This window comes from Brakhagea baltica (assembly GCF_052161605.1).
Classification (GTDB): domain Bacteria; phylum Planctomycetota; class Planctomycetia; order Pirellulales; family Pirellulaceae; genus JBKCUI01.
Genome location: NZ_CP197409.1, coordinates 5,913,399 through 5,937,709, shown reverse-complemented (window position 1 = coordinate 5,937,709; position 24,311 = coordinate 5,913,399). Strand labels below are relative to the sequence as shown.

At 50.8% G+C, this 24,311-nt stretch carries 21 protein-coding genes; 18 read left to right on the top strand and 3 right to left on the bottom strand.

From position 1 onward, the window contains the following. Positions 1-62 precede the first annotated feature (62 nt). Both SH449x_RS23170 and SH449x_RS23165 read right to left on the bottom strand, forming a co-directional pair. Positions 63-1,262, bottom strand: coding sequence for a DUF2786 domain-containing protein (locus SH449x_RS23170; RefSeq protein WP_482378457.1), 1,200 nt, complete (start codon positions 1,260-1,262; stop codon positions 63-65). A gap of 18 nt (positions 1,263-1,280) precedes the next feature. Further along, positions 1,281-2,645, bottom strand: coding sequence for a hypothetical protein (locus SH449x_RS23165; protein WP_482378456.1), 1,365 nt, complete (start codon positions 2,643-2,645; stop codon positions 1,281-1,283). 314 nt (positions 2,646-2,959) lie between these two features. On the opposite strand from SH449x_RS23165, the gene SH449x_RS23160 reads away from it, so the two are divergent. From SH449x_RS23160 to SH449x_RS23125, 8 genes are all read left to right on the top strand, one after another. Continuing rightward, entirely contained in the window at positions 2,960-4,378 is a 1,419-nt protein-coding gene (locus tag SH449x_RS23160) for a DUF1598 domain-containing protein (RefSeq protein ID WP_482378455.1), read from the top strand. Positions 4,379-4,463: 85 nt separating this feature from the next. After that, positions 4,464-4,892 carry a VanZ family protein gene (locus tag SH449x_RS23155; RefSeq protein WP_482378454.1) on the top strand — a complete coding sequence of 143 codons (429 nt, stop codon included), beginning with the start codon at positions 4,464-4,466 and terminating at the stop codon, positions 4,890-4,892. A gap of 52 nt (positions 4,893-4,944) precedes the next feature. Continuing rightward, on the top strand, positions 4,945-5,436 hold the full coding sequence (locus tag SH449x_RS23150) for a hypothetical protein (RefSeq protein WP_482378453.1): 492 nt from the start codon (positions 4,945-4,947) through the stop codon (positions 5,434-5,436). A gap of 3 nt (positions 5,437-5,439) precedes the next feature. Next, the gene (locus SH449x_RS23145) at positions 5,440-6,411 is read left to right on the top strand and encodes a hypothetical protein (protein WP_482378452.1); all 972 of its coding nucleotides are present in this window, start codon (positions 5,440-5,442) and stop codon (positions 6,409-6,411) included. 9 nt (positions 6,412-6,420) lie between these two features. Continuing rightward, complete coding sequence (locus tag SH449x_RS23140) at positions 6,421-8,151, top strand: sensor histidine kinase (protein ID WP_482378451.1); 1,731 nt, start codon at positions 6,421-6,423, stop codon at positions 8,149-8,151. Beyond that, positions 8,141-9,532, top strand: coding sequence for a sigma-54-dependent transcriptional regulator (locus tag SH449x_RS23135; RefSeq protein WP_482378450.1), 1,392 nt, complete (start codon positions 8,141-8,143; stop codon positions 9,530-9,532). Before SH449x_RS23140 ends, SH449x_RS23135 begins: the two co-directional genes overlap by 11 nt. Before the next feature lie 5 nt (positions 9,533-9,537). After that, positions 9,538-10,452 (top strand): hypothetical protein, encoded by a 915-nt coding sequence (locus SH449x_RS23130; RefSeq protein WP_482378449.1) that lies wholly within the window; start codon positions 9,538-9,540, stop codon positions 10,450-10,452. A gap of 31 nt (positions 10,453-10,483) precedes the next feature. Further along, positions 10,484-11,170, top strand: a complete 687-nt coding sequence (locus SH449x_RS23125) for a DUF2461 domain-containing protein (RefSeq protein ID WP_482378448.1) — start codon at positions 10,484-10,486, stop codon at positions 11,168-11,170. A gap of 72 nt (positions 11,171-11,242) precedes the next feature. On the opposite strand, the gene SH449x_RS23120 is transcribed toward SH449x_RS23125, so the two are convergent. Continuing rightward, the gene (locus SH449x_RS23120) at positions 11,243-13,633 is read right to left on the bottom strand and encodes a phosphoketolase family protein (RefSeq protein WP_482378447.1); all 2,391 of its coding nucleotides are present in this window, start codon (positions 13,631-13,633) and stop codon (positions 11,243-11,245) included. Between the two features lie 500 nt (positions 13,634-14,133). Between SH449x_RS23120 and SH449x_RS23115 the strand changes: the two genes are divergently transcribed. From SH449x_RS23115 to SH449x_RS23070, 10 genes are read left to right on the top strand one after another with little or no spacing between them, the layout of a single operon-like run. Then, entirely contained in the window at positions 14,134-16,908 is a 2,775-nt protein-coding gene (locus SH449x_RS23115; protein ID WP_482378446.1) for a cation-translocating P-type ATPase, read from the top strand. Between the two features lie 16 nt (positions 16,909-16,924). Further along, positions 16,925-17,527 carry a Na+/H+ antiporter subunit E gene (locus SH449x_RS23110; RefSeq protein WP_482378445.1) on the top strand — a complete coding sequence of 201 codons (603 nt, stop codon included), beginning with the start codon at positions 16,925-16,927 and terminating at the stop codon, positions 17,525-17,527. After that, positions 17,527-17,799 (top strand): MrpF/PhaF family protein, encoded by a 273-nt coding sequence (locus tag SH449x_RS23105; protein ID WP_482378444.1) that lies wholly within the window; start codon positions 17,527-17,529, stop codon positions 17,797-17,799. The genes SH449x_RS23110 and SH449x_RS23105 overlap by 1 nt, the downstream gene beginning before the upstream one ends. Next, positions 17,799-18,107, top strand: coding sequence for a monovalent cation/H(+) antiporter subunit G (mnhG, locus tag SH449x_RS23100; protein WP_482378443.1), 309 nt, complete (start codon positions 17,799-17,801; stop codon positions 18,105-18,107). The genes SH449x_RS23105 and mnhG overlap by 1 nt, the downstream gene beginning before the upstream one ends. Further along, positions 18,104-18,370 carry a Na(+)/H(+) antiporter subunit B gene (locus tag SH449x_RS23095; RefSeq protein WP_482378442.1) on the top strand — a complete coding sequence of 89 codons (267 nt, stop codon included), beginning with the start codon at positions 18,104-18,106 and terminating at the stop codon, positions 18,368-18,370. The genes mnhG and SH449x_RS23095 overlap by 4 nt, the downstream gene beginning before the upstream one ends. After that, complete coding sequence (locus SH449x_RS23090) at positions 18,367-19,071, top strand: Na(+)/H(+) antiporter subunit B (protein ID WP_482378441.1); 705 nt, start codon at positions 18,367-18,369, stop codon at positions 19,069-19,071. The genes SH449x_RS23095 and SH449x_RS23090 overlap by 4 nt, the downstream gene beginning before the upstream one ends. Beyond that, entirely contained in the window at positions 19,071-19,385 is a 315-nt protein-coding gene (locus tag SH449x_RS23085) for a cation:proton antiporter subunit C (protein ID WP_482378440.1), read from the top strand. The genes SH449x_RS23090 and SH449x_RS23085 overlap by 1 nt, the downstream gene beginning before the upstream one ends. Before the next feature lie 4 nt (positions 19,386-19,389). Beyond that, complete coding sequence (locus tag SH449x_RS23080; RefSeq protein ID WP_482378439.1) at positions 19,390-20,898, top strand: complex I subunit 5 family protein; 1,509 nt, start codon at positions 19,390-19,392, stop codon at positions 20,896-20,898. Further along, positions 20,895-22,391 (top strand): complex I subunit 5 family protein, encoded by a 1,497-nt coding sequence (locus tag SH449x_RS23075; RefSeq protein ID WP_482378438.1) that lies wholly within the window; start codon positions 20,895-20,897, stop codon positions 22,389-22,391. The genes SH449x_RS23080 and SH449x_RS23075 overlap by 4 nt, the downstream gene beginning before the upstream one ends. Next, a complete protein-coding gene (locus SH449x_RS23070; protein WP_482378437.1) occupies positions 22,388-24,145 on the top strand; it encodes a complex I subunit 5 family protein in 1,758 nt (585 codons plus the stop codon). Before SH449x_RS23075 ends, SH449x_RS23070 begins: the two co-directional genes overlap by 4 nt. Positions 24,146-24,311: the final 166 nt, after the last annotated feature.

Genomic DNA, 24,311 nt, shown 5'->3' with positions numbered 1-24,311 from the left:
CAGGTCCGGGCTGGAAAGGTTCAGCGCAGGGCGATACCGATGCGGTTAAACTCCGATACTTGCTACTTCTTATGGCCGATACCAAGGGGGCGGTTACCTGGCTTGATTTCGTGCGTCGCGCCATGTTGTTTACCCAATGACTGCGCGGCGAAATCCCGTTCATTGCGGGAGTATTTGGTCGACGATACCAACTGAATCCCGCATTCCTGATAGAGCCAGTCTTTTGCGGCTTTGCGTGCGATCAGGGAACGAGCTGCGATGAGCGCCTGAGAATCATCACTCACACCCGGGGTTGCGTTCCTACCAACCTCCGATGATCGCGTTCTGCTCCTGGGCAACCCCTCAACGTAGCCCTCGGCATAGGAAGCACCGCTACCACGATAAAATCCGCCAAAACGAACTTGCGCGGCAGCCGCAATGGTCACGATAAGCTCGCGGAACAGGTCCAAGCAATTCGAACAGTCTAGCTGCGGTCCATAAAAATGAAACAGAGTTCGCTTACCTAAGCGACTGGAGTAATATTGAACCAGAGGAAAGATTTCTTCGCAAAGGTAATGCGCCACTCCGTGTTCCCACGTGCATGCTCGACTGCTATTGAGTACGCAGGAAAAGCGACCAAGCTGCAAGGAGGGCTTGCCCGCTTCTCCCAGCAGATCCTCGCGAGAAAGATTGTGTTGCAGAAGCAACGCCTGCATCATCTGCAAAGCGTTCCGTTTTTCCCCTTCAGTACTGGCATCGTTGTTGGCAGTATTGTCCAACGCCCGAAGTCGACGCAGAATCTTCTCGAATTCGCGCTGGGTCAAGCTAGCTTGTTCCGACGGATCCGCGGAGCAAGTCGCCTCTGCACTTTCTGGAGCAACCTTTTTTGGCGAGGTCCAAACGCCTCGCATTCGGAAGGAATCATCTTCGGCAGGATTCCAGGTGTCATGGACCATGTTGTCGATGACGCAAGTGAGGTGCCCGGAGCGACGCCGTTCCATGTGTACCATGTGAACGATAAAAGTACCCGTTGGAAACGTTTCAGGCACGAAGACCGTGTCGGCAAAGGATTCGAATCCCCACCCCGCTTTGCTCAAGTAGGAGGCAGCGATCTCCGTCGGCAAACCATTTCGCGGAGTTTTGTTCGCCGCTTCACCCAACTCGTCGTACACCGTACGGTAGGAAAGCCCTGTCCCGATCGAAATCGATCTCGTCACGCAATCGCCGCAGAACCCAGTAAAGCCTGCGGCGGCTCTACCCCCGTCGTTCCAATGAAATCTCATATGAGAAGATAGTGCAAATTAGTAACTAAAACCGCCACGGATCAGGATGCTGTCCGGCATGTCGAGGTTGCTTTCGGTGCGGCGGCGATAGACCAACTCTCGATTGAATGCATAGCCAACCTCGACAAAGCCGAGTCGGAACCCCTGACGCATCTGTTCAGACCTTCCAAACTCCAGCCCCAGCATGACGCGGATATCATTGATGTCAACGGCATCGTTAAAGTCGTCGGGGTGCTTGATGGTCCACACACCGCCACCATAGTAGGCTGTCGTATACCACCACATGTCAGCATTACCGATCGTGGTAACGTAATGAGAAATTTTGGGTTCAGGGAAAACAAGATCAAAGCGAGAGTCGGGATTCGGGGACCAGAGAAAACCGGCCAGCGGTAGCAATTTGATTTTATTCCGATCAAGATAGATCACCCCGAGTTTCGCCGTTGATGTCGGAGTTAATCGCAACCGGCCTACCGCCTTACCTTGAACATAAATGCTGTCCGAGGTGATGGCGTCGAATGCCGAGAAGACTCCAACCCGAACCCCGAGCTCAACGCCCAAGGTTTGTAATGGGTTTGTGTCCCAACCGGTGTCGATAAATCCGCTAAAGGCGTTACCTGGTAAATGGCTTGTTCCATTACTGGGTCCATCCCACAGGTGCTGCGAGTAGGATGGGATAATATAAAGAGCTCGAGTGCTGTTAAGAAAATTGGGAATCGCAAAGACGAGAGAGACATCGGTGTCGTTGATTTCTACAGATTCGTCACGTTTGTCGCTGAAGCCACTGGTACCACTTAACCAAGTATGGCGGAACCGTACGCCTTGAAAGATTCGCATGACCTCAGAGGTTCCATACGCAAGATTGGAGCTTGTGCTGTTCCACCAATTGTTCGTTGGCACGTTATTGGGATTGCTGTTCCAGCCGTATGGATTGGGGTTGTTCCAGTTTCCGAATCCCGGTTGGTTCGGGGTTGCAGGAAACAATACGTTTGGCTGGTTGGGGTAAACACCTTGGGGGAAGTTGGGTTGTTGAGCAGGATTCCAAGATTGTTGGGCATTTGGTGGGATGTAGGTCGGAAAATTCGCTGGTCCCATTGGAATAATTGGAGCCGAACTATTTGCGTTGAACGGGTTGCCGAACCCCCAATTGGGGGCACTCTGCATGGGCATGGCCGGCTGCACGGGGCGGAAGTAGGGGTCGAAACCCGTGTTGACGGGTTGCTGAAATGAGTTGACCTGGGTGCCGGAAAAGCTCTCAAATCCGCTCGTAGAGGGCAATTGCACCCTCGGTTGAGAAAGCCCTGCCTTGGAGAACACGCAATCCATCAGCAAGATGACCGCACAGGTCAGCATTAGCTTGATCGATAAAACGGGAGCTGCATTCACGGCAAGGACCGAAAAGTTATAGTAAAATCGGGAATCAAAAACCTGATTTGGACCGCCAAACGATGTGTGGGATACCGCTTTTTTGCAGAAGCCGTCAATAAAGCTTTAGTCATTTACGCCAGAAATCGCAAGAAATCCGAAAAATCTCGCTTTGACTACCCGGGACAAAGCTCCGCTTTAGAGCCCAATTTTCAGCAAATTGTTGCCAACTGGTAGCAAGGCAATTATTCTTGACTAGCAGGATTTCGCCCCATCCGCGAAAATCGGTGTTGGATTGAGTTTAAATTTGTCGCTTCTCTTAAAGGCATCTCGGCATGCGTAATTTGACCTTGTTGCGTGCAGCATGGACTTTTGCTCTTACAGCGTTCCTCGGCGGAACGGGCGTTACCGTCATGGGGCAAGGCGGTAATGGCGGAGGCGGTGATGGCGGAGCCGGAGCAGGCGTTGCGGGTATCAGTATTGATGCAACTGGCGTGCTCCGTGTTATGCAAGTCGATCCCAAGTTAGCGGCCCAACAAAGGCAAGCCGCTTTGCAGAGCAAGTCTCGCAAGGAACTCAAGACCTCGCCAATGCGAATGGTGTCGCTGAATCGCCTTGAGAACTTCGTCAAGAAGCAACTCGAAGCAGGCAAGGATCTGTCTGACGAAGTCATGAGTTTGGCGGGTCTGCAGAGACTCGAGTATGTATTCTACTTGCCCGAGACGCAGGACATTGTGATCGCCGGGCCGGCGGACGAGTGGTATCGCGATTACAACAATCGATTGGTCGGATTGAGCAATGGACGCTCGACTCTAAGACTTGACGATCTAGTAGTAGCCCTCAGGGCATTCGCACCAGGTCAAGGAGCAACGTCTGTTATAGGTTGCTCAATTGATCCGACTCCTGAGGGACTAAAGCGGATGAATCAGTTTCATGCTAGCGTTGCATCCAACGGTGTTGACAGTCGCCAACTAAACAATCCACAATTCGTATCCCAGTATGTGACCAACATGAGGGACGCCCTGGGTTACCAGACCATTTCCATCAAGGGTGTTCCGAAGACGACTCGGTTTGCTCAAGTCTTAGTTGAGGCTGACTACCGAATGAAGCTGATTGGTATTGGTTTGCAAGATCCATTGGTTCCCATGACGACTTGGATTCAAAAGACTCGACCTCGCCAAGGTGCAAACGCTCTACAGCGATGGTACTTTGAGGCGGATTACGCCTCTGTGTCCTCCAACGAAGATGGCACCGCGATGCACCTTGTTGGCAAGGGTGTGAAGTTGTCAGGCGAGCTGGAAGGGGTGAAGAGTGATGGCACCAGGCAACGCTCCGGCAAGAGCGGCGACCCAGCAAGCAATACCTTTACCAAGGAATTTACCGACAAATTCGACGCAATTGCAGAACTGACTCCAGTCTTCAACGAAATGAGAAACTTGTTCGATATCAGCATTGCAGCAGCGTTCATTCAAGATCGCGGGCTCTACAACAAAGCTGGTTGGGATCTCGGAATTTTCGGTGACGAGTCGAGATTCTCGGTATACTCTTCGGCGGAAGTTAACCAAGTTGAAACCGCGATCAATTATGTCATCAAGGATTCGCAACTCATGACACCTATTGGTGGTGGGGTCCACATCGCTGCTAGGAAGTTAGTTGATCCGTCGCGTGTTTCGGTCGACATCGCCGTTTCTGACAACGTGCAGAAACTCGGGGCTCCCAAAGATTTGGCAGCAGGTCAGTGGTGGTGGGATTGATCTCGCGAACAAAAATTAGGTAAGGATACAAAGGCGTCGAGATGTCGATGCCTTTTTTGTTTTGAAATACCAGTATCAGGATCTTATGAAATCGACCCTTTACGGATTGCGCTGGGCCGTTCTGCTACTTTGTCTGTACTGGATCGCCCTGTTCATCGCTACGCACATCCCGCCAGGGCCGATCATTAGAAAAATCGGAGTCAATGACAAGCTTCTACACGCAGGAGCATATGCTGGCCTTTCATTTCTATTAGCGTGGGCAATCCCGACACGCCCCAACCGGGCTTACAACGTTATCCTCGCAGGTCTCATTTGCGTGATCTATGGTGGTGTTGACGAACTTCTTCAGATTCCCGTTGGACGGACTGCGGACTGGGGTGATTTCTATGCCGACGTGCTGGGGGTCATCATGGGGCTTTCTACCTATGTGCTCGGTAGACAGATTATTTACCTCTCGGGCTGGTATCCGTTTGAAGACATGAAACCAAACTCGGTAGAATACCCCGCCGAATAAAGTCATTAGACTGCTCTGGCTGTAGCCGGTCGGTTTTGTTAGAAGCCGAGGTATGCAGGACTATGCGATCCAAAAAAGTTCCCGACGATGTTTTGACTCGGACCGTACTCTGGCTCCCGGTGAACGCTATTATTCTGCCATCATTCAAAAAGGGAGTGACTTGATTCGGCGGGACTATTCCGCAGAAAAATGGACAGGCCCTAACGATGGTGTTGTCGGTTGGTGGGTTTGCAAAGTTCCGCAGAAGCAAACTAATAAGAAGCGACTCGCCCCAAATCACGTCTTACTCGATACTTTGCAGTCATTCTTAGAAACCCCTGGCAAGGAATCGCTAGCTTATCTCTTGGCTCTCCTGCTATTGAGAAAAAAGGTGTTGGGATCCGATTCAGGGTTCCACGAGGCAGATGCGCCCGCAGATGACGTACTCGATCTTTGCTCGTCCAACGGCGAGCGAAGCTTCATGGTTCCCGTCGTTGAGCTAACGACACAGGATACGACAACTTTGCAAGCAGAACTCCTCGATCTGCTGTATTCCGAGGAGTGATTCGTGTTCGCATCCCGTTATTGCACGCTTAATTTCTGCCTGACATGTTTGGTCGTGTTTTGCTCCACAGGCGCGACCTGCCTTCCCAAGCGACAGTTGAATGAACTAAAGCCAGTTCCGGTATTTACTGTTCCCCCTACCCTGGATCAATTGACTGAGGTGCTAAATCGAACCACCCAAGTTCATTCGCTCCAGTCGAATTCCATTTCGGTACGGGTCAACCAAGAGACGTCGCTTAGCTCGACACTGACCTGGATGCGGGAAAGAAATTTTCGTATGACCGCCTCGATCGCAGGTTTTCGCGGGCTGGATTTAGGAAGTAATCAAGATGCCTTTTGGATGACCATTCGTATTGGAATGACTCCCAATCTTTTTTACGCGCGACACGATGAGTTTGATGCACAACCGGTTCGACGCATTTTGCCTGTCTCTCCCCTTTGGTTGATCGAAGCACTAGGGGTGACAGCCTTTGATCCGAACTCGATGATTCAAGAGCCCGTTGTTCAAGCAGACGGGATGATTCAGTTAACCACGTTTGTGCCTAGCGCGGGTGGCAATTTGCAGCGTATCCTCGTTGTCGATCCTCAGTTCGGGTTTACGCGGCAAATATTTTTGAGGGATGCGACTGGAAGATTGATTGCGCAGTCTCAACAATCGAATCACGAGTACTACTCCGAAATCCAAACGTCGTTACCTCACAAAGTTAAAATCCAGTTGGACCCAGCGATGGATGACCGGATTGAGCTCGACATCACCGTCGGTTCGTACATGGTAAACGGAATGAGCGGGAATAGCGGTACACAGTTTGCATTTCCCAATACGAACGGATTTCAGGTGATCAACATCGCTCCGCCACTCGCAAGCGAACCTGCTGCGCCACTTCCGATTGCTCCACCTCCAGCTCAGCCCCAGATCAATCCCTCATTCCATAGCTCTTTGAGAGGAGTTCCATGGGATGGTGTTATTCAACGCTAGGTGATCAGCATGCACCTATTACCGCAGATCCCGAAGTGGACAATCCGAAAGAAGCTGCTCAACTCGATGGCGGTTCTTGCCCTAGTTATTGGCGTTCTGGGCTACAGCAGCTTTCGTGGAGTCTACGCCTATCGCGACCTAGCCATGACCTTGAGCAGTCGCGCGTCAGAAATGCCTCTCACCTCAGAGCTGACCCTCGCCATCGATCAGCTTCGCAACCAGCAGAATTCATTGAAGCATCGTGATTCATTCAAAATTCAATTGGATCCCGAATACGATGACTATCGTCAGCAACTCAGGTTTTCCCAACAGTTGCAGCGTGTAGCTTTGTTGCTAGCACGTTATCAGTCTCGATTGGAATCCGCAGATCGAGACGACAAGATACTCTCAGATCGTTCAGCCGAACTAGAGCACACCGAATCGCTGCGTTCCCTATTCAATCGAATACATCAGCGTCACTCCGAGATTCAGCAGTACGCCCATGCGTTCCTGCTAGTCGAACAGTCACAAGACTTAGAGCAGTTATCGGCGCTCGCTCATGAGCTACCCATGTTTCTAACAGAACGCATGGCGAGCTTTCGAGACGATGTCAAGAATCGATATCGAACCTGGATCGTTCTCTCGTGGGGCAGCGCGATCCTTGCAGCAGGCTTGCTCGTGGGGTTGGTTGCTTACGCGAGAATTGCTGTCATTAAGCCCTTTAAGGAACTATTGGCCCAAGCTAGACGAGTCGGAGCGGGCGACTTCACCGTGCGGTTGAACTCTGAATCCAAGGACGAATTGGCAGAACTCGCTAATGCCATCAATCTGGGAGTCGAAAGTTTTCTTAATATACAGCGAGACTTGAATCAGCAAGTACAAGAGCGATCCAAGGAAGTAATCCGCAATGAACAGCTAGCAAGTGTTGGCTTTCTAGCCGCTGGAGTAGCGCATGAAATCAACAACCCCCTCGCGTCGATTGCTTGGAGTGCCGAGGCTCTCGAGTCTCGAGTCCATAAACTCCTACCTCCCTCTCTCTGGGAGGGCGATCAAGGCGAGAATCATGCCAGCATCGAGATTCTGAAGAATTACTTGAAGAGGATTCAGGATGAAGCATTTCGTTGCAAGGGAATTACCGAGCGATTACTCGATTTTAGCCGCCTAAATCCGGAACGAAAACGCTCGCTTGTCGATATGCAGGAAGTCATCGACGACGTGGTTAGCATGGTACGGCATCTTGGTCAGTTTCGATCCAAGAAGATTCAATTCTCGCGAGAGGATACAGACTATACCGCTTGGGTCAGTGCCCAAGAAATGAAGCAGGTCATCCTTAATCTTTTGACCAATAGTTTAGAAGCGATCCCCACCGATCGAGACGATGGCGTTGTCAAAATTACGCTTCATCATAAAGAATCATTTGTGGTTGTCCGCGTAGAGGATAATGGCTGCGGAATGAGCGAAGAGGTTCAAAAGCATATGTTTGAACCGTTTTTTACCAAACGATTGGATGGCCGGGGGACAGGATTAGGATTATCGATTACCAGCCGAATTATTGCTGACCATGGCGGTCGAATTTCGGCGAGCAATCTCGGTCTTGGCATCGGATCCCGTTTTGAGGTACTACTACCTCGTGAAGCAGCATCCTCCAGCAGCGTCCCCCGAGAAGAGGAACTCGCCCCAGAAGGAATCGAAAATCCTTTCGATTCCAAACGGAACCGATTTAGTCCCCCTAAGCCCATTGAGCAAAGTCATGCAGCCTAGTTCCCTCTCTGTACTTTTTGTTGATGACGACACGTCTATCCAGGAAGTCATGCGACTCGAAATCCCGCAGATGGGACATGCCGTCACTGTTTGCCCAGATGGCTTTACGGCGATCGCTGCTATGGAACGAAATGTATTCGATTGCATGATCGTCGATCTAGACATGCCCGGCATGAATGGTATCCAAGTCATCGAACGGGCTTCACAAATCCAACCCAAAATGGATTGTATTGTTCTGACGGGCAAACAAACACTCGAAAGCGCAGTGGCTGCACTGAAGTTCGGCGTCATCGATTACCTGGGCAAACCATGTAAGCTTCGGGAGCTTTCGGATCTCTTTGATCGAGTGGCAGCCCGCCGCGAACTAAAACGCCTCACAACAGAGAGCGAGAAAGTCAAGCGAAAAGCTTCTGGCCAGGGAACGGTACTAATCGGGAACTGCGACGAAATGAAACAGATCGAACAATTGATCGGTCGAGTCGCACGCACTAATAGTTCCGTCTTGATTCGAGGGGAAACCGGATGTGGTAAAGAGCTGGTTGCCCGATCGGTTCACGAACGTAGCCTCCGCGCCTCCAAGAACTTCGTCGCGGTGAATTGCGGTGCCCTTCCAGAACACCTGATCGAGAGCGAACTCTTCGGACACAAGAAGGGTGCCTTTACCGGTGCTGACTCGAATCGAGACGGCTTGTTCCACGAAGCGCATGGTGGGACGATTTTTTTGGATGAGATTGGAGAGTTACCTCTATCCATGCAAGCGAAACTGCTCCGAGTTCTGGAAAGCGGCGATCTGCGACGAGTCGGTGACAACGAAATCAGACAAGTCGACGTTCGAGTGGTGTGTGCGACCCACCGAAATCTCGAGCAAATGGTTGCAGACCAGACCTTCCGCGAAGATCTACTGTTTCGGATCAACACCTTCGAAATTGGTGTGCCTGCACTCCGAGAACGGGGGCAGGACGTACTGGAGATCGCTCGCCACATGTATTTGCGACATCGCCCTGAACATGCCTCGATAGAACAAATCTTTGCGCCGGAGACGATTCAGGCCTTTGAGGAACATTCTTGGCCCGGCAATGTTCGGGAACTTTCGAACGTTATTGAGTATGCGACGATACTTTGCGATTTTCCACCGATTGAACTGAGCCACCTACCGAAACACTTTAAGGATCGGTTGCCAAGGCGCGAGCCGAAGCCTGCGATTTTACCGATGACCAATTCTCCGATGACTCTCAAAGACTTGGAAGTCATCGCCGTGCAAGAAGCCATCTCGCGTCACAACGGGAATAAGCCTGCTGCCGCCGAAGAGCTCGGTATTAGCTTGAAGACACTCTACAATAAACTTAACCAAGCCGAACCTAGCCGTCGCTGGGCTAGTTAGCCTTTATGCAACCCCAAAGCAATTTTCTGCTGCTGCTTTTGGCCACAGCCTTCTTGTGCGGTACGACCTCAAACTTCCCGGCGGTCGCACAGGATCGGTCATCGCCGACTATGGATGACTTGTTTGGATCACTCGACGAAGATGAAGAGTCTGAGTATCTTCCCGCATCGAGTAAGCTTGTACTGCCTGAGCGATTAGCCGATGTTCCGATCTCCGTAGATAAAACCGAACAAGAAGAGTTGGCCGCATGGGTCAGATGGCTTTGCTTAAAGAACTTGCCACCTCATTATGAAGATCTCCGGAAATGGGACCAGTCCAAGGAGATTGTCAGCGGTTTGAATATCCGCTGGGAAGATGGGAAACTCAGAACTAATCGTCGCCATAAAACGGTCAAGCATGGGACTTGGCAGCGACACATTATCGACTTCATCGATCCACAATCCCATTTGAGTCTCAGCTTTGACCAAATCGACTTCTCCAAGCCAGGTCAAATACGGATCGTGATGCAACTCAGCGTTCCCCTGGCGTTGTACTCGCAACTTAAGCAGTACCAACGGGGCTTTAAATGGTATTCCATTTCTGTGATGGCGGACGCAACAGTGGCGATGCAAATCGATTGTCGAATAAAAATTCATGTCAATCCCACCAAGCTCCCTCCCGATGTCCGGTTTGAGCCGATCATTGATCGAGCGAACATGACGCTCAAGCATTTCGAGGTCCATCGCATCAGCCACGTCGGCGGAGATGCAGCCGAACTGATGGGAAAACAGCTTCGGGGCTTGCTGGACAAAAAGCTTGCCGAGTACGATGATAAGCTGGTCGAAAAAATGAACGCTCAAATCGACAAGCAAAAGGATCGACTGGTGCTGTCACTTTCGGATTGGTTAGGCAAGAAGGTCAGTCAGCAGCCGTCCCCTTAACACGATGTATTTTCCTTAACTCGAGGGTCTTGTGGAGTTCAACGGCTTTCCAAAATCGACTCTAACGTTTCTTGCAAGTCTCGCAAAGAACAATCGGCGGGATTGGTTTGCTGAGCACAAGCAGGAATACGAGGAATCGATCCTCCAACCGTCGCTGGCCTTTATATCCGCAATCCGAGCTCCATTAGCAAAGGTCGCACCGAAGCTGTCTGCGATACCCTCCAAGTCGGGAGGTTCGCTCATGCGCATCTATAAGGATACGCGGTTCTCCAAGGACAAGACCCCATACAAAACCAATATCGGTATCCAATTTCGGCACCAAGCTGGCAAGGACGTTCATGCGCCCGGTGTCTATGTCCACATTGCATGTGACGAAATGTTCTGTGGAGTCGGACTATGGCGTCCCGATGGCCCCGTCCTGCAGCAGATTCGAGAATTTGTCGACGGCAATCCAGAGGACTGGAACGAGGGCTTTCATAACAAAAAGTATAAACGTACCTTTACGCCCTACGAAGACTCACTGAAAACCATGCCGCGCGGTTTTCCATCCGATCACCCCAACGCAGCAGATCTCAAGCTGAAGAGTTTTCTCGGGATGGTGCCTTTGCATCAAAAAGAAATACAGTCAGCTGATCTCGTCGAACGAATCGTGGAGCTAACCAAGATCGCTCGTCCAATGATGAAGACATTATGCGATGCCGTCTCGCAGCCCTACTGAACAGTACCGCTCCGTGAGAGCGATACTCTTTAATCTAGCTAACTAAGCAGTTCGCGACACTCAGCGTAACAATCAGCGACGAACACCCCATCGCCAATCGCGAATCTCCGGCATATCCTCTCCATGTTCAGCGATATAGTGCTTGTGCTCGATGCGATTGTCCCGTAACGCTTGTTTGGCATACGCGGCGCGAGCACTTAGGCCAGGGACTCGATCGATGACATCCGCGACCAGATGATAACGATCGATATCGTTGAGCACGCACATGTCAAATGGGGTCGTTGTGGTCCCCTCTTCCTTGTATCCCCGCACATGAAGATTTACGTGGTTCGTTCGGCGGTACGTCAGTCGATGAATCAACCAGGGATAGCCGTGAAAAGCGAAGATGATCGGCTTGTCGGTCGTGAACAACGAGTCAAAATCCTGATCGCTCAATCCGTGTGGGTGTTCATTGGTTGGTTGCAATTTCATGAGGTTGACAACGTTAATCACTCGGACTTTGAGTTCGGGAAAGAACTCACGTAATAGCTCAACGGCTGCCAAAGTTTCCAGTGTCGGCACATCGCCACAACACGCCATGACCACATCTGGTTCACCGTCTTTGTCATTGCTTGCCCATTTCCAGATGCCTATTCCAGCGGTGCAGTGCTTAATCGCTTCATCCATAGTGAGCCACTGAGGAGCGGATTGCTTACCAGCAACTACAACGTTGACATAGTTTCGGCTCCTAAGGCAATGTTGGGTAACGCACAAGAGCGTATTGGCATCTGGCGGTAGGTAGACGCGAATGATTTCCGCTTTTTTGTTGACCACATGATCGATGAAACCAGGATCTTGATGGCTAAATCCATTGTGATCTTGTCGCCAAACGTGAGATGACAACAAATAATTGAGCGATGCGATTGGACGCCTCCATGGGATGTGATTGCACACCTTGAGCCACTTGGCGTGTTGATTAAACATCGAGTCAATGATGTGAATGAACGCTTCATAGCAACTGAAAAAGCCATGGCGACCAGTCAGCAAATAGCCTTCTAACCATCCTTGACACTGATGCTCGGAGAGAACCTCCATGACGCGACCATCGGGAGAAAGGCTGTCGTCTTCTGGATAGATATCCGCAACGAAACAACGATCCGTTACCTCTAAAATATCCTGCCATCGATTCGAGTTGTTCTCGTCGGGACTGAAGACGCGAAAGTTCTTGCTATCGAGATTCAATTTCATGACATCCCGAAGATACTTTCCTTGGATGCGGGTTGCTTCGGCGCTGGTCGCCCCTGGACTCGGTACGTCGACTGCATATTCGCGGAATTCTGGTAACCTTAGGTCTTTTAACAGCTTGCCGCCGTTGGCGTGAGGATTCGCACTCATTCGCCTTTCCCCCTTGGGGGCAAGTTCCGCAAGTTCGGTTTTGAGTCGGCCCGACTCATCGAAAAGCTCCTCGGGACGATAGCTCCTTAACCATTCTTCCAAAATCTCGACATGGCCTTGCTTTTCCATGTCCCCCATCGGTACTTGATGGCTGCGCCAATAATCCTCACACTTCTTGCCGTCAATCTCGGCAGGGCATGTCCAACCCTTTGGAGTGCGGAAAACAATCATGGGCCAAATTGGTCGCTTCACCACTGCCTTAGTCGATGAAGTGTTTGCCCCGGAACTGGACCGTGCCTCTGCCCAAATCTGTCTGATTTCTGCTACGACATCATCCAGAACCGCTGCCAATTCCTGGTGGAGCTTTAGCGGATCGTTACCTTCGACGAAGTAAGGTTTGTAGCCAAACCCCTCAAACATTTTCTGAAGTTCATCCTGGGGAATTCTCGCCAAGAAACAGGGGTTTGCGATCTTATAGCCGTTGAGGTGGAGAATCGGTAACACGCAACCATCGCGAGCGGGATTGAGATACTTGTTGCTATGCCAACTGGTCGCAAGCGGACCGGTTTCCGCCTCGCCATCTCCCACAACGCAGGCAACTATTAAGTCAGGATTATCAAAGGCAGCCCCGAATGCGTGAGACAGAGCGTACCCGAGTTCCCCACCTTCATGGATGGAACCGGGCGTCTCTGGAGCGACGTGGCTTGGGATTCCACCAGGAAAACTAAACTGTTTGAATAGTTTCTGCATTCCCTCTTCGTCCTGAGTTACGTTGGGGTAGACTTCACTGTAGGTCCCTTCTAGATATGCGAGCGCCACCAGCGAGGGGCCACCGTGACCAGGCCCGGTGATGTAAAGCATATTAAGATCGTCGCGCTGGATCACTCGATTCAGATGGACATAGAGGAAATTAAGTCCCGGTGACGTCCCCCAATGCCCAAGTAATCTTGGCTTGATATGTTCCCGTTTAAGTGGTTCACGCAATAGAGGGTTCTTATAGAGATAGATCTGTCCTACGGACAGATAATTCGAGGCTCGCCAGTAAGCATCCAATTTGCGGATCATCTCTGGGGTGAGTGAATTCTTCATGAACGGTCCTTCCAGGTGGGTGGGGTGGCGTGAGATTCATGCGCATTGAAACATACAAAGGTTCTTCTTGAAGGCAATAGTATTTCCAACTTGTAACCGCTGCTTCTAGAAGTCTGGTCAGACATCGCGAGTTGCTCGATGAACCTTTTGGTGGGGATTCACGAAGTCGAGATACAAACCAAAGGTGTCTTATCCATAAGTACCTAGGGTTTAAAGACGTTTTCGTTTCGTCCCTTTTCAGCACCACTAAGGTCAGGTAGGCGCATGTTTTGCGTTACAATTGAAATTCCATTCACCTAAGGTTAGATTTTCGCATGAGCCAATCATCACAAACTATCAACCATTAAAGCCATGTAACGATGTGGGCCTATTTGACTCAGTATGGGGCATCCTGGCGCGCGGATGTCACGAATAAATGAGAGGCATGCAGATCAACGGAACCGGCTATGAGCAAATGACGATTAAGTTTATTTACTTTTTTAGGAGAGAAAAGTTTAACGATGAGTTCTGCAACGCAAGATGCTAACACTGAAGCAACACGAGCATGGCATACGCTTACCAGCGATGAGGTCCTGAGTGCTCTCAATTCGGGAGAACAGGGGCTTCAGGATTCCGAGGCGGAGGGTCGCCTTAAGGAGTGGGGGCCGAATCGATTGCCTCCTCCCAGCCGTCGCGGGCCGCTCGTGCGGTTTCTCCTCCAGTTCCATAACGTTCTCATTTACATCCTGTTCGCAGCAGGTGCGTTGAAGTTCGGACTGGAAAAATACGTCGATGCCGGAGTTATCTTTGGCGTGATTTTTGTCAATGCCGCGATTGGCTTTTTCCAGGAGGGGCGTGCAGAAAAAGCACTCGATGCCTTGCGAAAAATGTTGTCGCTCGAAGCTACAGTCATTCGAGGTGGCAAGAGGAAGACGGTTCCATCCGACACGTTGGTCCCTGGCGACATCGTTCTCTTGGGTTCGGGAGACAAGGTGCCGGCTGACATTCGACTCATCGAAACGAATGAGCTCAAAATTGAAGAGGCCATGCTGACTGGTGAATCGATTCCAGCCGACAAGGATACGAGCACCACCGACAAAGGGGCATCACTAGGAGATCGGCACGGGCTCGCTTTTTCGGGCACCCTCGTCACCTCAGGGCGTGGCAAAGGAATCGTGGTCGCGACGGGAGAAGCGACCGAGCTCGGGAAAGTCAACAAATTGGTGGCGACCACCGATGCGATTGCAACGCCTTTGATTCGAAAAGTGAATCACTTTGCGCATCGTTTAGCCATCGTCATTGCGGTGTTGGCAATGCTAACGATTGGAGTTGGTTACTTCGTTGGATCGCTTGAGTTTATCGAATTGGTTTTTGCAGCTATCGCGCTAGCAGTTGCGGCGATCCCTGAGGGCTTGCCAGCCATTATGACGATCGTGTTGGCTATTGGAGTCCGTCGCATGGCAGCTCGCCATGCGATCATACGACGATTGCAAGCTGTCGATACCTTAGGTGCGTTGACCGTTGTTTGTTCCGACAAAACAGGAACACTCACCCGAAATGAAATGGTCGTAACTCATCTGCTGGTTGGGCGAGATCACTATGTGATTACCGGGAGCGGTTACGAGCCGAAAGGAGAGTTTCAACGTTTCGAGGAACAAGATAAATCCGTTGATGTGAACGGGGTTGATACCGTTCATGGCGCTTTGCTAGTTGCAGCCCTGTGCAACGAAGGTGGTCTCAAGCAAGACGATACGGGTACTTGGTGCCCACTAGGAGACCCGATGGAAGGGGCTTTGCTCGCGTTCGCAGCCAAAGGTGGGATCACAATTGACGGCTTGGAACGGGAATGGCCAACCGTGGACATGATACCCTTTGAATCCAGCAATCAGTTCATGGCTTCACTGCATTCGGTTCCCGCTGGCGAGCAAGGCAAGGTATGGAGTGGAGAGCAAGTTGTGTTGGTCAAAGGGGCACCGGAACGTCTCATTGGCATGTGCAGCTCCGAGTACCGAGATGAGCAAGGGGCTCAAGCGATCGACAGTGCATTCTGGGAGGAGCAAGCGGATCACTTGGCGAGTCAAGGTCAGCGCGTGCTCGCCTTGGCATTCAAGTCGGCAAGCGATTCTGGCTCCCTCGAGCTAGAAGATGTGAAGTCCGAATTAACGCTGCTAGGATTGGTTGGCATCATCGATCCACCCCGAGACGAAGCCATCAAGGCGGTTGAGCAATGCCGATCTGCGGGAATCCGGGTGGTAATGATTACCGGAGATCATGCCACTACGGCTCGCGCGATCGGTATGAAGCTTGGAATTGGCGATGGCAAGACCTCGACGACTGGAAAGCAAATCGACACCTTCGATAACGCCGAGCTACGGCAAATCGCGAAGGAATGCGATGTGTTCGCACGGGTAAGTCCCGAGCATAAACTCCGCTTGGTAGAAGCGATCCAGTCTCACGGCGAGGTCGTGGCAATGACTGGGGATGGCGTGAACGATGCACCGGCTTTGAAGCGAGCCGACGTTGGAATTGCGATGGGGATCAAGGGAACGGAGGTTACCAAAGAAGCGGCCGAGATGGTCTTGACCGACGACAACTTTGCTTCGATCGCTCAGGCGGTGGAAGAAGGGCGAACGGTATTCGACAACATCCGCAAGTCCCTGCTTTTCATCCTCCCGACCAATGGCGGCGAAGCCATGGTTATATTTGCGGCTATCATCTTCGGATTGGCCCTGCCACTCACACCGCTCCAAGTGCTGTGGGTGAATATGATCACGGCGGTAACGTTGGCGTTAGCTTTAGCCTTTGAACCACCTGAATCCAATGTAATGAAGCGTCCTCCGCGTGATCCGAATGGGCGTTTGCTGACCAACTATTTTCTGTTCCGAATCGCTTTTGTATCGACCATCATGTGCATAGGAACATTCTTGATATTCACTATCGAGAAGGGGGAGGGAATGTCTATCGCCTATGCTCAGACGACAGCGGTCAACACGATCGTCATGTTCGAAGTGTTTTATCTGTTCAACACGCGATTCATTCAAGCACCAGTCCTCAATCGGAATGGATTGTTTGGCAGCAAGCCCGTTTGGATATCGATTGGTTTAGTGGTTGTTTTTCAGTTGATGTTCACCTATCTCCCGCCGCTCCAAGCCATGTTTGGAACGGAGGCGATTTCTTGGCAGGACTGGGTTGAGACATTGTTGATTGCAAGCAGCGTGCTGTGGTTGGTGGAAATCGAAAAATGGATCGTCCGTTGTTTGCAACAGCGGAAGCCAAAAGGATCCCCATCTTCTTGAGAAATCGAGTAAGGAAGTGGCAGTCGGAAAGAATACGGTTGGCAGGAGTATCATACCGGTGGAATGGAATCGAATCGAAAACAGTCCTGGGTACAAGAACGGTTCCTTCGCAACCAGCCGTTGGCGTTGGTTCGTTAAATACTCGGTTATGTTTTCCTTCCTTTGGTGGATGCTAAGCGAGGGAGATACCCAGAGCTGGGTGATTGGGGGGCCAACGGTCTTGGCTGCTGCTGGCGCATCGGCTTGGTTGGCTCCGGCAACCGCTTGGCAATTTCGTTGGTTAGCGCTGATACCGTTCCTGTGGCGTTTTCTAATCCTATCCATCGAGGGAGGAATCGACGTTGCCATTCGAGCGTTCAAGCCACGGATGCAAATCGACCCGAGGATGATTGAATTTAGAACATCTTTACCGGAAGGTACCGCTCGCGTTTTTTTTGCCAATGCGATCAGCCTCTGTCCCGGCTCCGTAAGCGCCAACCTTTGTGAAGATACCATCGTGATTCATGTGCTGGATGTTCAGTCTTCCACCTATGATCAACTCAGGGAACTGGAACGGGCGGTCGTGAAACTGTTCGGGAGCCACGGATCCGAAGAGCAAAAAGGAGGCAATTTAAACTAATGACCAGCTCGTTTCTTTTGTTCTTTGCGGTAGCGTTAACGTTCAATCTTTTTTTGGGCTTGATCCGAGTTATGCGAGGTCCGACCTTTGTAGATCGGATGATCGCAGCCCAATTGATGGGAACGACAATTATTTGCGTCCTATTGATAGCCTCGAGAGCTTTGGCCCAACCCTATCTAGTGGATATCTCGCTAGTTTTTGGATTGCTGGACGGAGTTGCAGCAGTAGCAGCAAGTCGATTTGGTAGAAGTGTTGCGGACGAGGTAGTGTAATGGTCGAAGCTGTTTATTACTCAATCTCAACGATCCTGATTGGGGTTGGTGTCTTTTTCTTCTTTGGCGGTAGTATCGGTATGCTACGCTTCCCGGATGTGTTCTCTCGATTGCATGCCACCACGAAAGCCGACAACCTGGGACTAGGCTTAGTGATCTTGGGGTTGCTCTTTCATGCCGAGTCGTTTTCTGTCGGCATTAAATTGGTCGTCGTATGGCTGTTGATGGTTCAATCGAGCGCAACTGCTTGCCATCTGATTGCTCGGGTTGCTCTGAGATCGGGCATTAAACCTTGGAGGCGATCATGACACTGGGCGATCTAATCTGGATTCTTGATTCCTTCGTTTGTGCTTTACTCTGTTTACTCGCATTGCAAAGCCTGCTGGTGAAAGATCTCTTTTGGGCAATCATTTCGTACATATTGTTCGGGCTTTTGTTGGCCTTGGTGTGGGTTCGCTTCGGTGCCCCTGATGTGGCGCTGGCAGAAGCAGCTATAGGAGCGGGTTTAACAGGAGCTTTACTTCTAACAACCGCTGCGTCGATCAGCCAATCGCCGGAGGATATCCAGTGAAACTTTCCATACGTTTAGTTGGTGGGGTTTTAGGGGTGATTCCAGTCTCTGGGATCGTTGTTTGGGTCGGATATGCGATTTCGCAACTTCCGAGCCAAGCCGTAGGGTTGACCGACCAAGCTATGGCGGAACTTGACCGATCCGGAGCCAGCAATCCCGTCACGTCCGTTCTGCTGAACTACCGCAGCTACGATACCCTATTGGAATTAACCGTTTTGTTATTGGCAGTTTTAGCCGCGTGGGCACTTGTGGGCGGTTGGGCCAACGAAGCTTGCTTGGTTAGCGAAGTGACCAACCCTGTCTTGCGTGGGTTCGTAAGGGTCATGGCTCCAATTTCCATCATGGTCGGGGGGCATCTTCTCTGGCTGGGGGGGCATCAACCGGGAGGAGCCTTTCAGGCAGGGGCGATCTTGGCATCTGCCGGTGTGGTTCTATTCCTAGCAGGGGTAGACTGGAGCCAGAAGATGCCTGCGTGGTTAGAACGCTTGCTTTTGACGGTTGGATTATTCGTCTTTATTGGTGTAGGACTAGCAGTCATGTGGACTGGAGGAGCCTTTTTAGAGTATCCCGAGCACATGGCGAAGTGGCTGATCCTGTTGATCGAATGTGCTTGCGGATTGTCGATTGCGGCAGCTCTTATCGCTGTCTTTCTCGGTGGACGTTTACGGTCAAGAAAAACTATTCATGAAAAAGGAATCTAATGACCGAGCACCCCTCTATTATGTACGCTGTCACAGGTGCCGTCCTCGTTGGAATAGGATTGCACGGCATTTTGTTTTGCAGAAATCTGGTTCGAAAAGTACTGGCTTTAAACCTGATGGGGCCGGGGGTTTTTCTCGTCTTTATTGCCCTAGGGGCACGAACTCCATCGGAAAATTCAGACCCGGTTCCACAAGCGATGGTGCTCACCGGAATCGTGGTCGCGGTTAGTGCAACAGCCTTGATGTTGGCTTTGACGCGACGTCTATACCGTGAAACGGGTATGACTGAGCTGCCCTGTCACTTTGAGGACTGACGGAATGGTTCTCAATGTTCACATCGTCATGACAGGGTTGGTTTTCGTACCGATGCTAGCTGCGTTGGTTATATTCCTTTCATCGACTCGGGCGGCTGGGTATCTCGCCACCTTGACCGCTCTCGTTCAGGTTGTTTTGGGGATTTGGTTAACCTATGCAATCCTGCGAGATGGAGCAACTCGCTATGCTATTGGAGGCTGGTCGCCACCACTGGGAATTTCGCTCTACGCCGACGGCATCAGCACCTTCATGATTTTAATGACATCGCTGGTAGGGGCTACGTCGACCATTTATGCAACCGGATACTTTTCGGCTACTCGGTCAGACGGAACACCGCTCACGAATGGACGAACCGTACGCGCTTTCTGGCCATTGTGGCTGATTATGTGGTCAGCCTTGAATGCACTTTTTCTTTCGGGAGATCTCTTCAATCTATATGTAACGCTCGAAATGGTCACCTTGGCCGCAGTCGCTTTAATCGGACTGGCTGGAGGGAGAATGGCGTTAGTAGCAGCGATGCGGTATTTGATTGCGGCAATGACCGGCTCACTTTTATATCTGTTAGGTGTTGCATTGATCTACGGGACCTATGGAACGGTCGCTTGGGATCAATTAGCCGGTATGGTACAAGCCGATGCGACCACTCTCTGCGCGGCGTCACTGATGACGGTCGGACTTTTGGTGAAGACAGCTCTTTTTCCGCTGCACTATTGGTTGCCCGATGCCCACGCGAGTGCTCCGGCTCCAGTGAGTGGAGTTCTGTCGGGGCTGGTCCTAAAAGGATCCTTTTTTATCATTCTTAGGTTGTGGTTCTATGTCTTTGCACCAGTCATGTCGACAGGAGCCAGTCAGTTGCTTTGCACGCTAGGGATGGCTGCAATATTATGGGGTTCGATCCATGCAATTCGCCAAGAACGGGTGAAGCAAATGATCGCCTATTCGACTCTATCGCAAATCGGGTATCTCTTCCTGATTTTCGGAATATGGGACGGTTGGGAAACGGCTTTCGCATGGCGGGGCACGGCTTACTTTATGTTTGCCCATGCTTGTGCTAAAGCCTCCGTATTTATGGTTGCAGGTTCTCTAATGTTCGCCGTTGGAAGTGATCAAATCAAGGATTGGGTAAGTATCGGTCGACGTGAGCCGTTATTGATCTTTACCTTTGCTTTGGCTGGCGTGAATCTAATGGGCCTTCCGCCAAGTGGCGAGTTTATTGCTAAGTGGATGTTGCTGAATGCAGCGGTCGCGGGCGGTCATTGGTTGGTTGCGTCGGTTATCTTGCTTGGCGGACTATTAGCCGCTGTCTACGTTTTCCGCTTAATCGCCGTAGCTCTATCGAGCGAAAAGGCTCCCACATCGCTCGCTCCCTTGGCCCCCATTCCCTCTGCCATGCGCTGGCCACCCTTAATCCTTGCCGCGACCATGATAGCCTCGGGTGTATTGACTACTCAACCACTTCGTCTTCTTGAGATTGGAGTCCCTGTCGACGCGGTCGAGGAGGCGGGACCATGACGATCCAACAGTTGGTTCTATTAGGAGTCGTAGCTAGTTCATTTCTCCCCGGTTGCATGATCTTTTTCCTTAACGATGAACGCAAGCAGCTTCGAACATTCCTTAACCTGTTTGGCGCGTGTCTAAAAGTTATCTTGGTAACGGTGATGCTATGTGGTGTTTCCAGGGGCGAGAAATTCGAGTTTCGCTATGGTTTGGTCCAGGGTGTCGACTTCGTGCTGCGAGCTGACCCATTATCCTGCCTGTTCGTAGCTCTCTCAGCAGGACTCTGGTTGCTGACAACTATCTATGCCATTGGGTATCTGAGGGATTCTTTGCACCAGGCTCGCTTCTTTGGCTTTTTTAGCCTTTGCGTGACGGCTTCGACCGGGCTTGCCGTGGCTGGCAATCTGCTGACATTTCTCATCTTCTACGAGATGCTGACCCTGACGACCTTTCCCTTGGTCATTCATCGTGGCACTCCTGATTCGCTTCAAGGTGGTCGATACTACCTGCTTTTTTCCCTTTCAGGCGGGAGTGTTTTGCTTTTGGCCATCATTTGGCTGCAATCGTTGGTCGGCCCAATCGAATTTGGTGGACAGGCGATCGCGTCACAGTTGCAGAACTTGGACCCTACCAAACTGCAACTCATTTTTGCGATGATGGTCCTAGGATTTGGAGTCAAAGCAGCCTTGGTTCCGCTGCATGTTTGGCTACCAAAGGCGATGGTTGCTCCCGCGCCAGTCAGTGCTCTACTTCACGCAGTCGCAGTCGTAAAAGCAGGTGCTTTCGGGATTACGCGCTTAGTTCTCGATGTCTTTGGTATCGAAGTGTGTCATGAACTAAACGTCCTTAACGGATTAGCACTTTGTGCGAGTGTCACAATTCTGTATGGATCCCTTCGAGCCATGTTTCAAGACGACATCAAGAAACGACTGGCTTTTTCGACCGTCAGCCAAGTTTCCTACATCGCCCTTGGGATTGGTATCTCTGGCTATCTCGGAACGATTGGTGGAATCTTGCATCTGGTTCACCAGGGAATTATGAAGATCACCTTGTTTTTTGCTGCCGGAAACATGGCAGAAACACTCGGTGTTAAGAAAACCTATCAAATGGATGGGCTAGCTCATAGAATGCCGTGGACCATGACTGCTTTTACCATCGCGGGACTAGGCATGATCGGAATGCCACCGACTGCTGGCTTTATCAGCAAATGGTATCTCGGTATGGGAGCAATCGATGCGGGTAGGGCATGGATACTCGGTGTTTTAGTCGCTAGTAGTTTGCTGAACGCCGCTTATTTTCTACCCTTGATTTATGCTGCTTGGTTTCGCGATCCCCCGGAATCGTGGCCTGCTGAAAGTCTACCGTCACGTTTCGAAGCACCGCTCACTCTGCTCCTACCGCCCGTGTTTACCGCATTCTTAACGTTGTTGACAGGACTCCTGGCTGGTATGCCGTTTAGCCCCCTTGACTGGGCCACATTTATTGTCAACCAGGGGTATATGCCATGATGGAATGGCTACTGGTAATGACCTTACTGACTCCATTGATTCTTGCGGCCCTACAAGGCTTCGGGGAACAAATGGTGGGAAGGCGCGGTGTCACTTGGATCGCGCACCTTTCTTCCTGGGCTGCTTTCCCTGGTTTACTTTTGGCAATGCAAAACATTGATTTTGCCGTAGAGATACCGTGGCTGTTTCTCGGTGTTCGTTGGGGCGTTGATAGCACCGGAAGAGTTTTTTTGGGATTAACGGCTTTGCTATGGTTCATAGCCGGAATATATGCACGCCCTTTTCTCGCCAAGGTACCGCGCCGTCGCCAGTTCCAAGCTTTTTTCCTGCTAACCATGGCAGGAAATCTCGGAGTCTGCATCTCTCAAGACATGATTAGTTTTCTAACGTTCTTTACGCTAATGAGTTTGGCTGCTTACGGATTGATTATTCATGATCGGGAAAGATCCAGTATCTTCGCAGGTAAAGTATACATAATCATGACCCTTTTTGGTGAAATGGCATTGCTGGTGGCGATCGTACTGCTTGCCCATCAATCCAATTCTTGGCAATTCGACGACTTGCGAATCCATTGGCCAGAGTCTTCTAACCAGAATTGGATCTGCGGTTTGCTGTTAGTTGGTTTTGGGATCAAGATGGGGATTGTACCACTGCATGGCTGGCTGCCATTAGCTCATCCCGCAGCACCGATACCAGCGAGCGCCGTACTGAGCGGCGCTATGATCAAGACAGGATTGCTCGGTTTGATGCGGATGCTACCGCTAGGCGAAACTGTCTTGCCGTTTTGGGGACAGCTGTACATGTCACTTGGAGTTTTTACCTGCTTCTATGGTGCATGCGTTGGGATGCTTGCCATAAATCCTAAAACGGTTTTGGCGTACTCGAGTGTTAGCCAAATGGGTTTGATGTTGATGATCATGTCTATCGCGATGGTTACTCCAGCCGCGTGGCCTTTCGTATTTTCAAGCTTATTGATCTGGAGTGCTCATCACGGCATCGCAAAAGCCTCATTGTTCTTGGGCGTCGGAGTCGCTAATGCCGGCATGCCAAACAAGGCGAACAGGTATGTATATTTTGTTATTCTGACAGTCGCTGGATTGGCATTGGCAGGATTGCCGATGACTTTAGGTTACACAGCCAAGGCAGAAGTCAAATACGCGATATCAATAATGGAAACGGGGAGTTCATTCCTAACTTGGGTACTAGTGTTATCGAGCCTCACCACCACAGCACTCGTTCTGAGGTTTCTATGGATCATGAGAGACAAATGTGCTACGAACGCATATCGACTGCCCCTCGGAGTCTTTGTGCCTTGGTTCCTACTTTCGACGTTTGTAGTGGTAGGGTTTTTTATTCAAAAATGGATGGGGGCCTCCCATTCCTCTTGGAATTCCCTATCCCTTTCAAGTCTTTGGGGGGCTACATGGCCCATTCTCACGGCCGCCCTATTGGGAGCCTTAATCATTTGGTTTCTTCCAACAAGGAATCTGATATCCAAGCTTAGTATTCCAGCAGGAGACGTTTATCACGCATTCGTTTATTACCATCGCTGGCTCTGGAATCGAACCATGTACAAATGGTCGTTCACGTGCCAGCCACGCGAGGATTCGGTTTCGAAGAAAAATTGGTCGAGGATGACCTCAATGCTGTCGAAAAGGCTGAATGACGTCGCTGAATTTTTCGAGAACGATACGATTGCCGCGCTTGCGATTACCGGTCTGGTGGCCGTTTTGCTGGTCTTGTCACTTACCTGAAATGTTGCTGCCAATAGTGTTGGACCACAACGCTTAAACTCTGCTTACGAGCCCGTTACCCACTTAGCGACTTAAGTCATTCAGCTCCGGTACATTCGTTTCAACTGGAACGTCCGCATCCTAAGTGAGTTGGCTCAATTTGTACTAACATATTAGCCGATTCGCG

Bases quoted from the DNA above. Each gene is read 5' to 3' on its own strand.
- SH449x_RS23135 (WP_482378450.1), top strand. From the start codon at position 8,141: ATGCAGCCTAGTTCCCTCTCTGTACTTTTTGTTGATGACGACACGTCT.
- mnhG (WP_482378443.1), top strand. From the start codon at position 17,799: ATGGTCGAAGCTGTTTATTACTCAATCTCAACGATCCTGATTGGGGTT.
- SH449x_RS23105 (WP_482378444.1), top strand. From the start codon at position 17,527: ATGACCAGCTCGTTTCTTTTGTTCTTTGCGGTAGCGTTAACGTTCAAT.
- SH449x_RS23070 (WP_482378437.1), top strand. From the start codon at position 22,388: ATGATGGAATGGCTACTGGTAATGACCTTACTGACTCCATTGATTCTT.
- SH449x_RS23120 (WP_482378447.1), bottom strand. From the start codon at position 13,633: ATGAAGAATTCACTCACCCCAGAGATGATCCGCAAATTGGATGCTTAC.
- SH449x_RS23095 (WP_482378442.1), top strand. From the start codon at position 18,104: ATGACACTGGGCGATCTAATCTGGATTCTTGATTCCTTCGTTTGTGCT.
- SH449x_RS23075 (WP_482378438.1), top strand. From the start codon at position 20,895: ATGACGATCCAACAGTTGGTTCTATTAGGAGTCGTAGCTAGTTCATTT.
- SH449x_RS23115 (WP_482378446.1), top strand. From the start codon at position 14,134: ATGAGTTCTGCAACGCAAGATGCTAACACTGAAGCAACACGAGCATGG.
- SH449x_RS23170 (WP_482378457.1), bottom strand. From the start codon at position 1,262: ATGAGATTTCATTGGAACGACGGGGGTAGAGCCGCCGCAGGCTTTACT.
- SH449x_RS23155 (WP_482378454.1), top strand. From the start codon at position 4,464: ATGAAATCGACCCTTTACGGATTGCGCTGGGCCGTTCTGCTACTTTGT.
- SH449x_RS23085 (WP_482378440.1), top strand. From the start codon at position 19,071: ATGACCGAGCACCCCTCTATTATGTACGCTGTCACAGGTGCCGTCCTC.
- SH449x_RS23160 (WP_482378455.1), top strand. From the start codon at position 2,960: ATGCGTAATTTGACCTTGTTGCGTGCAGCATGGACTTTTGCTCTTACA.
- SH449x_RS23150 (WP_482378453.1), top strand. From the start codon at position 4,945: ATGCAGGACTATGCGATCCAAAAAAGTTCCCGACGATGTTTTGACTCG.
- SH449x_RS23140 (WP_482378451.1), top strand. From the start codon at position 6,421: ATGCACCTATTACCGCAGATCCCGAAGTGGACAATCCGAAAGAAGCTG.
- SH449x_RS23080 (WP_482378439.1), top strand. From the start codon at position 19,390: ATGGTTCTCAATGTTCACATCGTCATGACAGGGTTGGTTTTCGTACCG.
- SH449x_RS23130 (WP_482378449.1), top strand. From the start codon at position 9,538: ATGCAACCCCAAAGCAATTTTCTGCTGCTGCTTTTGGCCACAGCCTTC.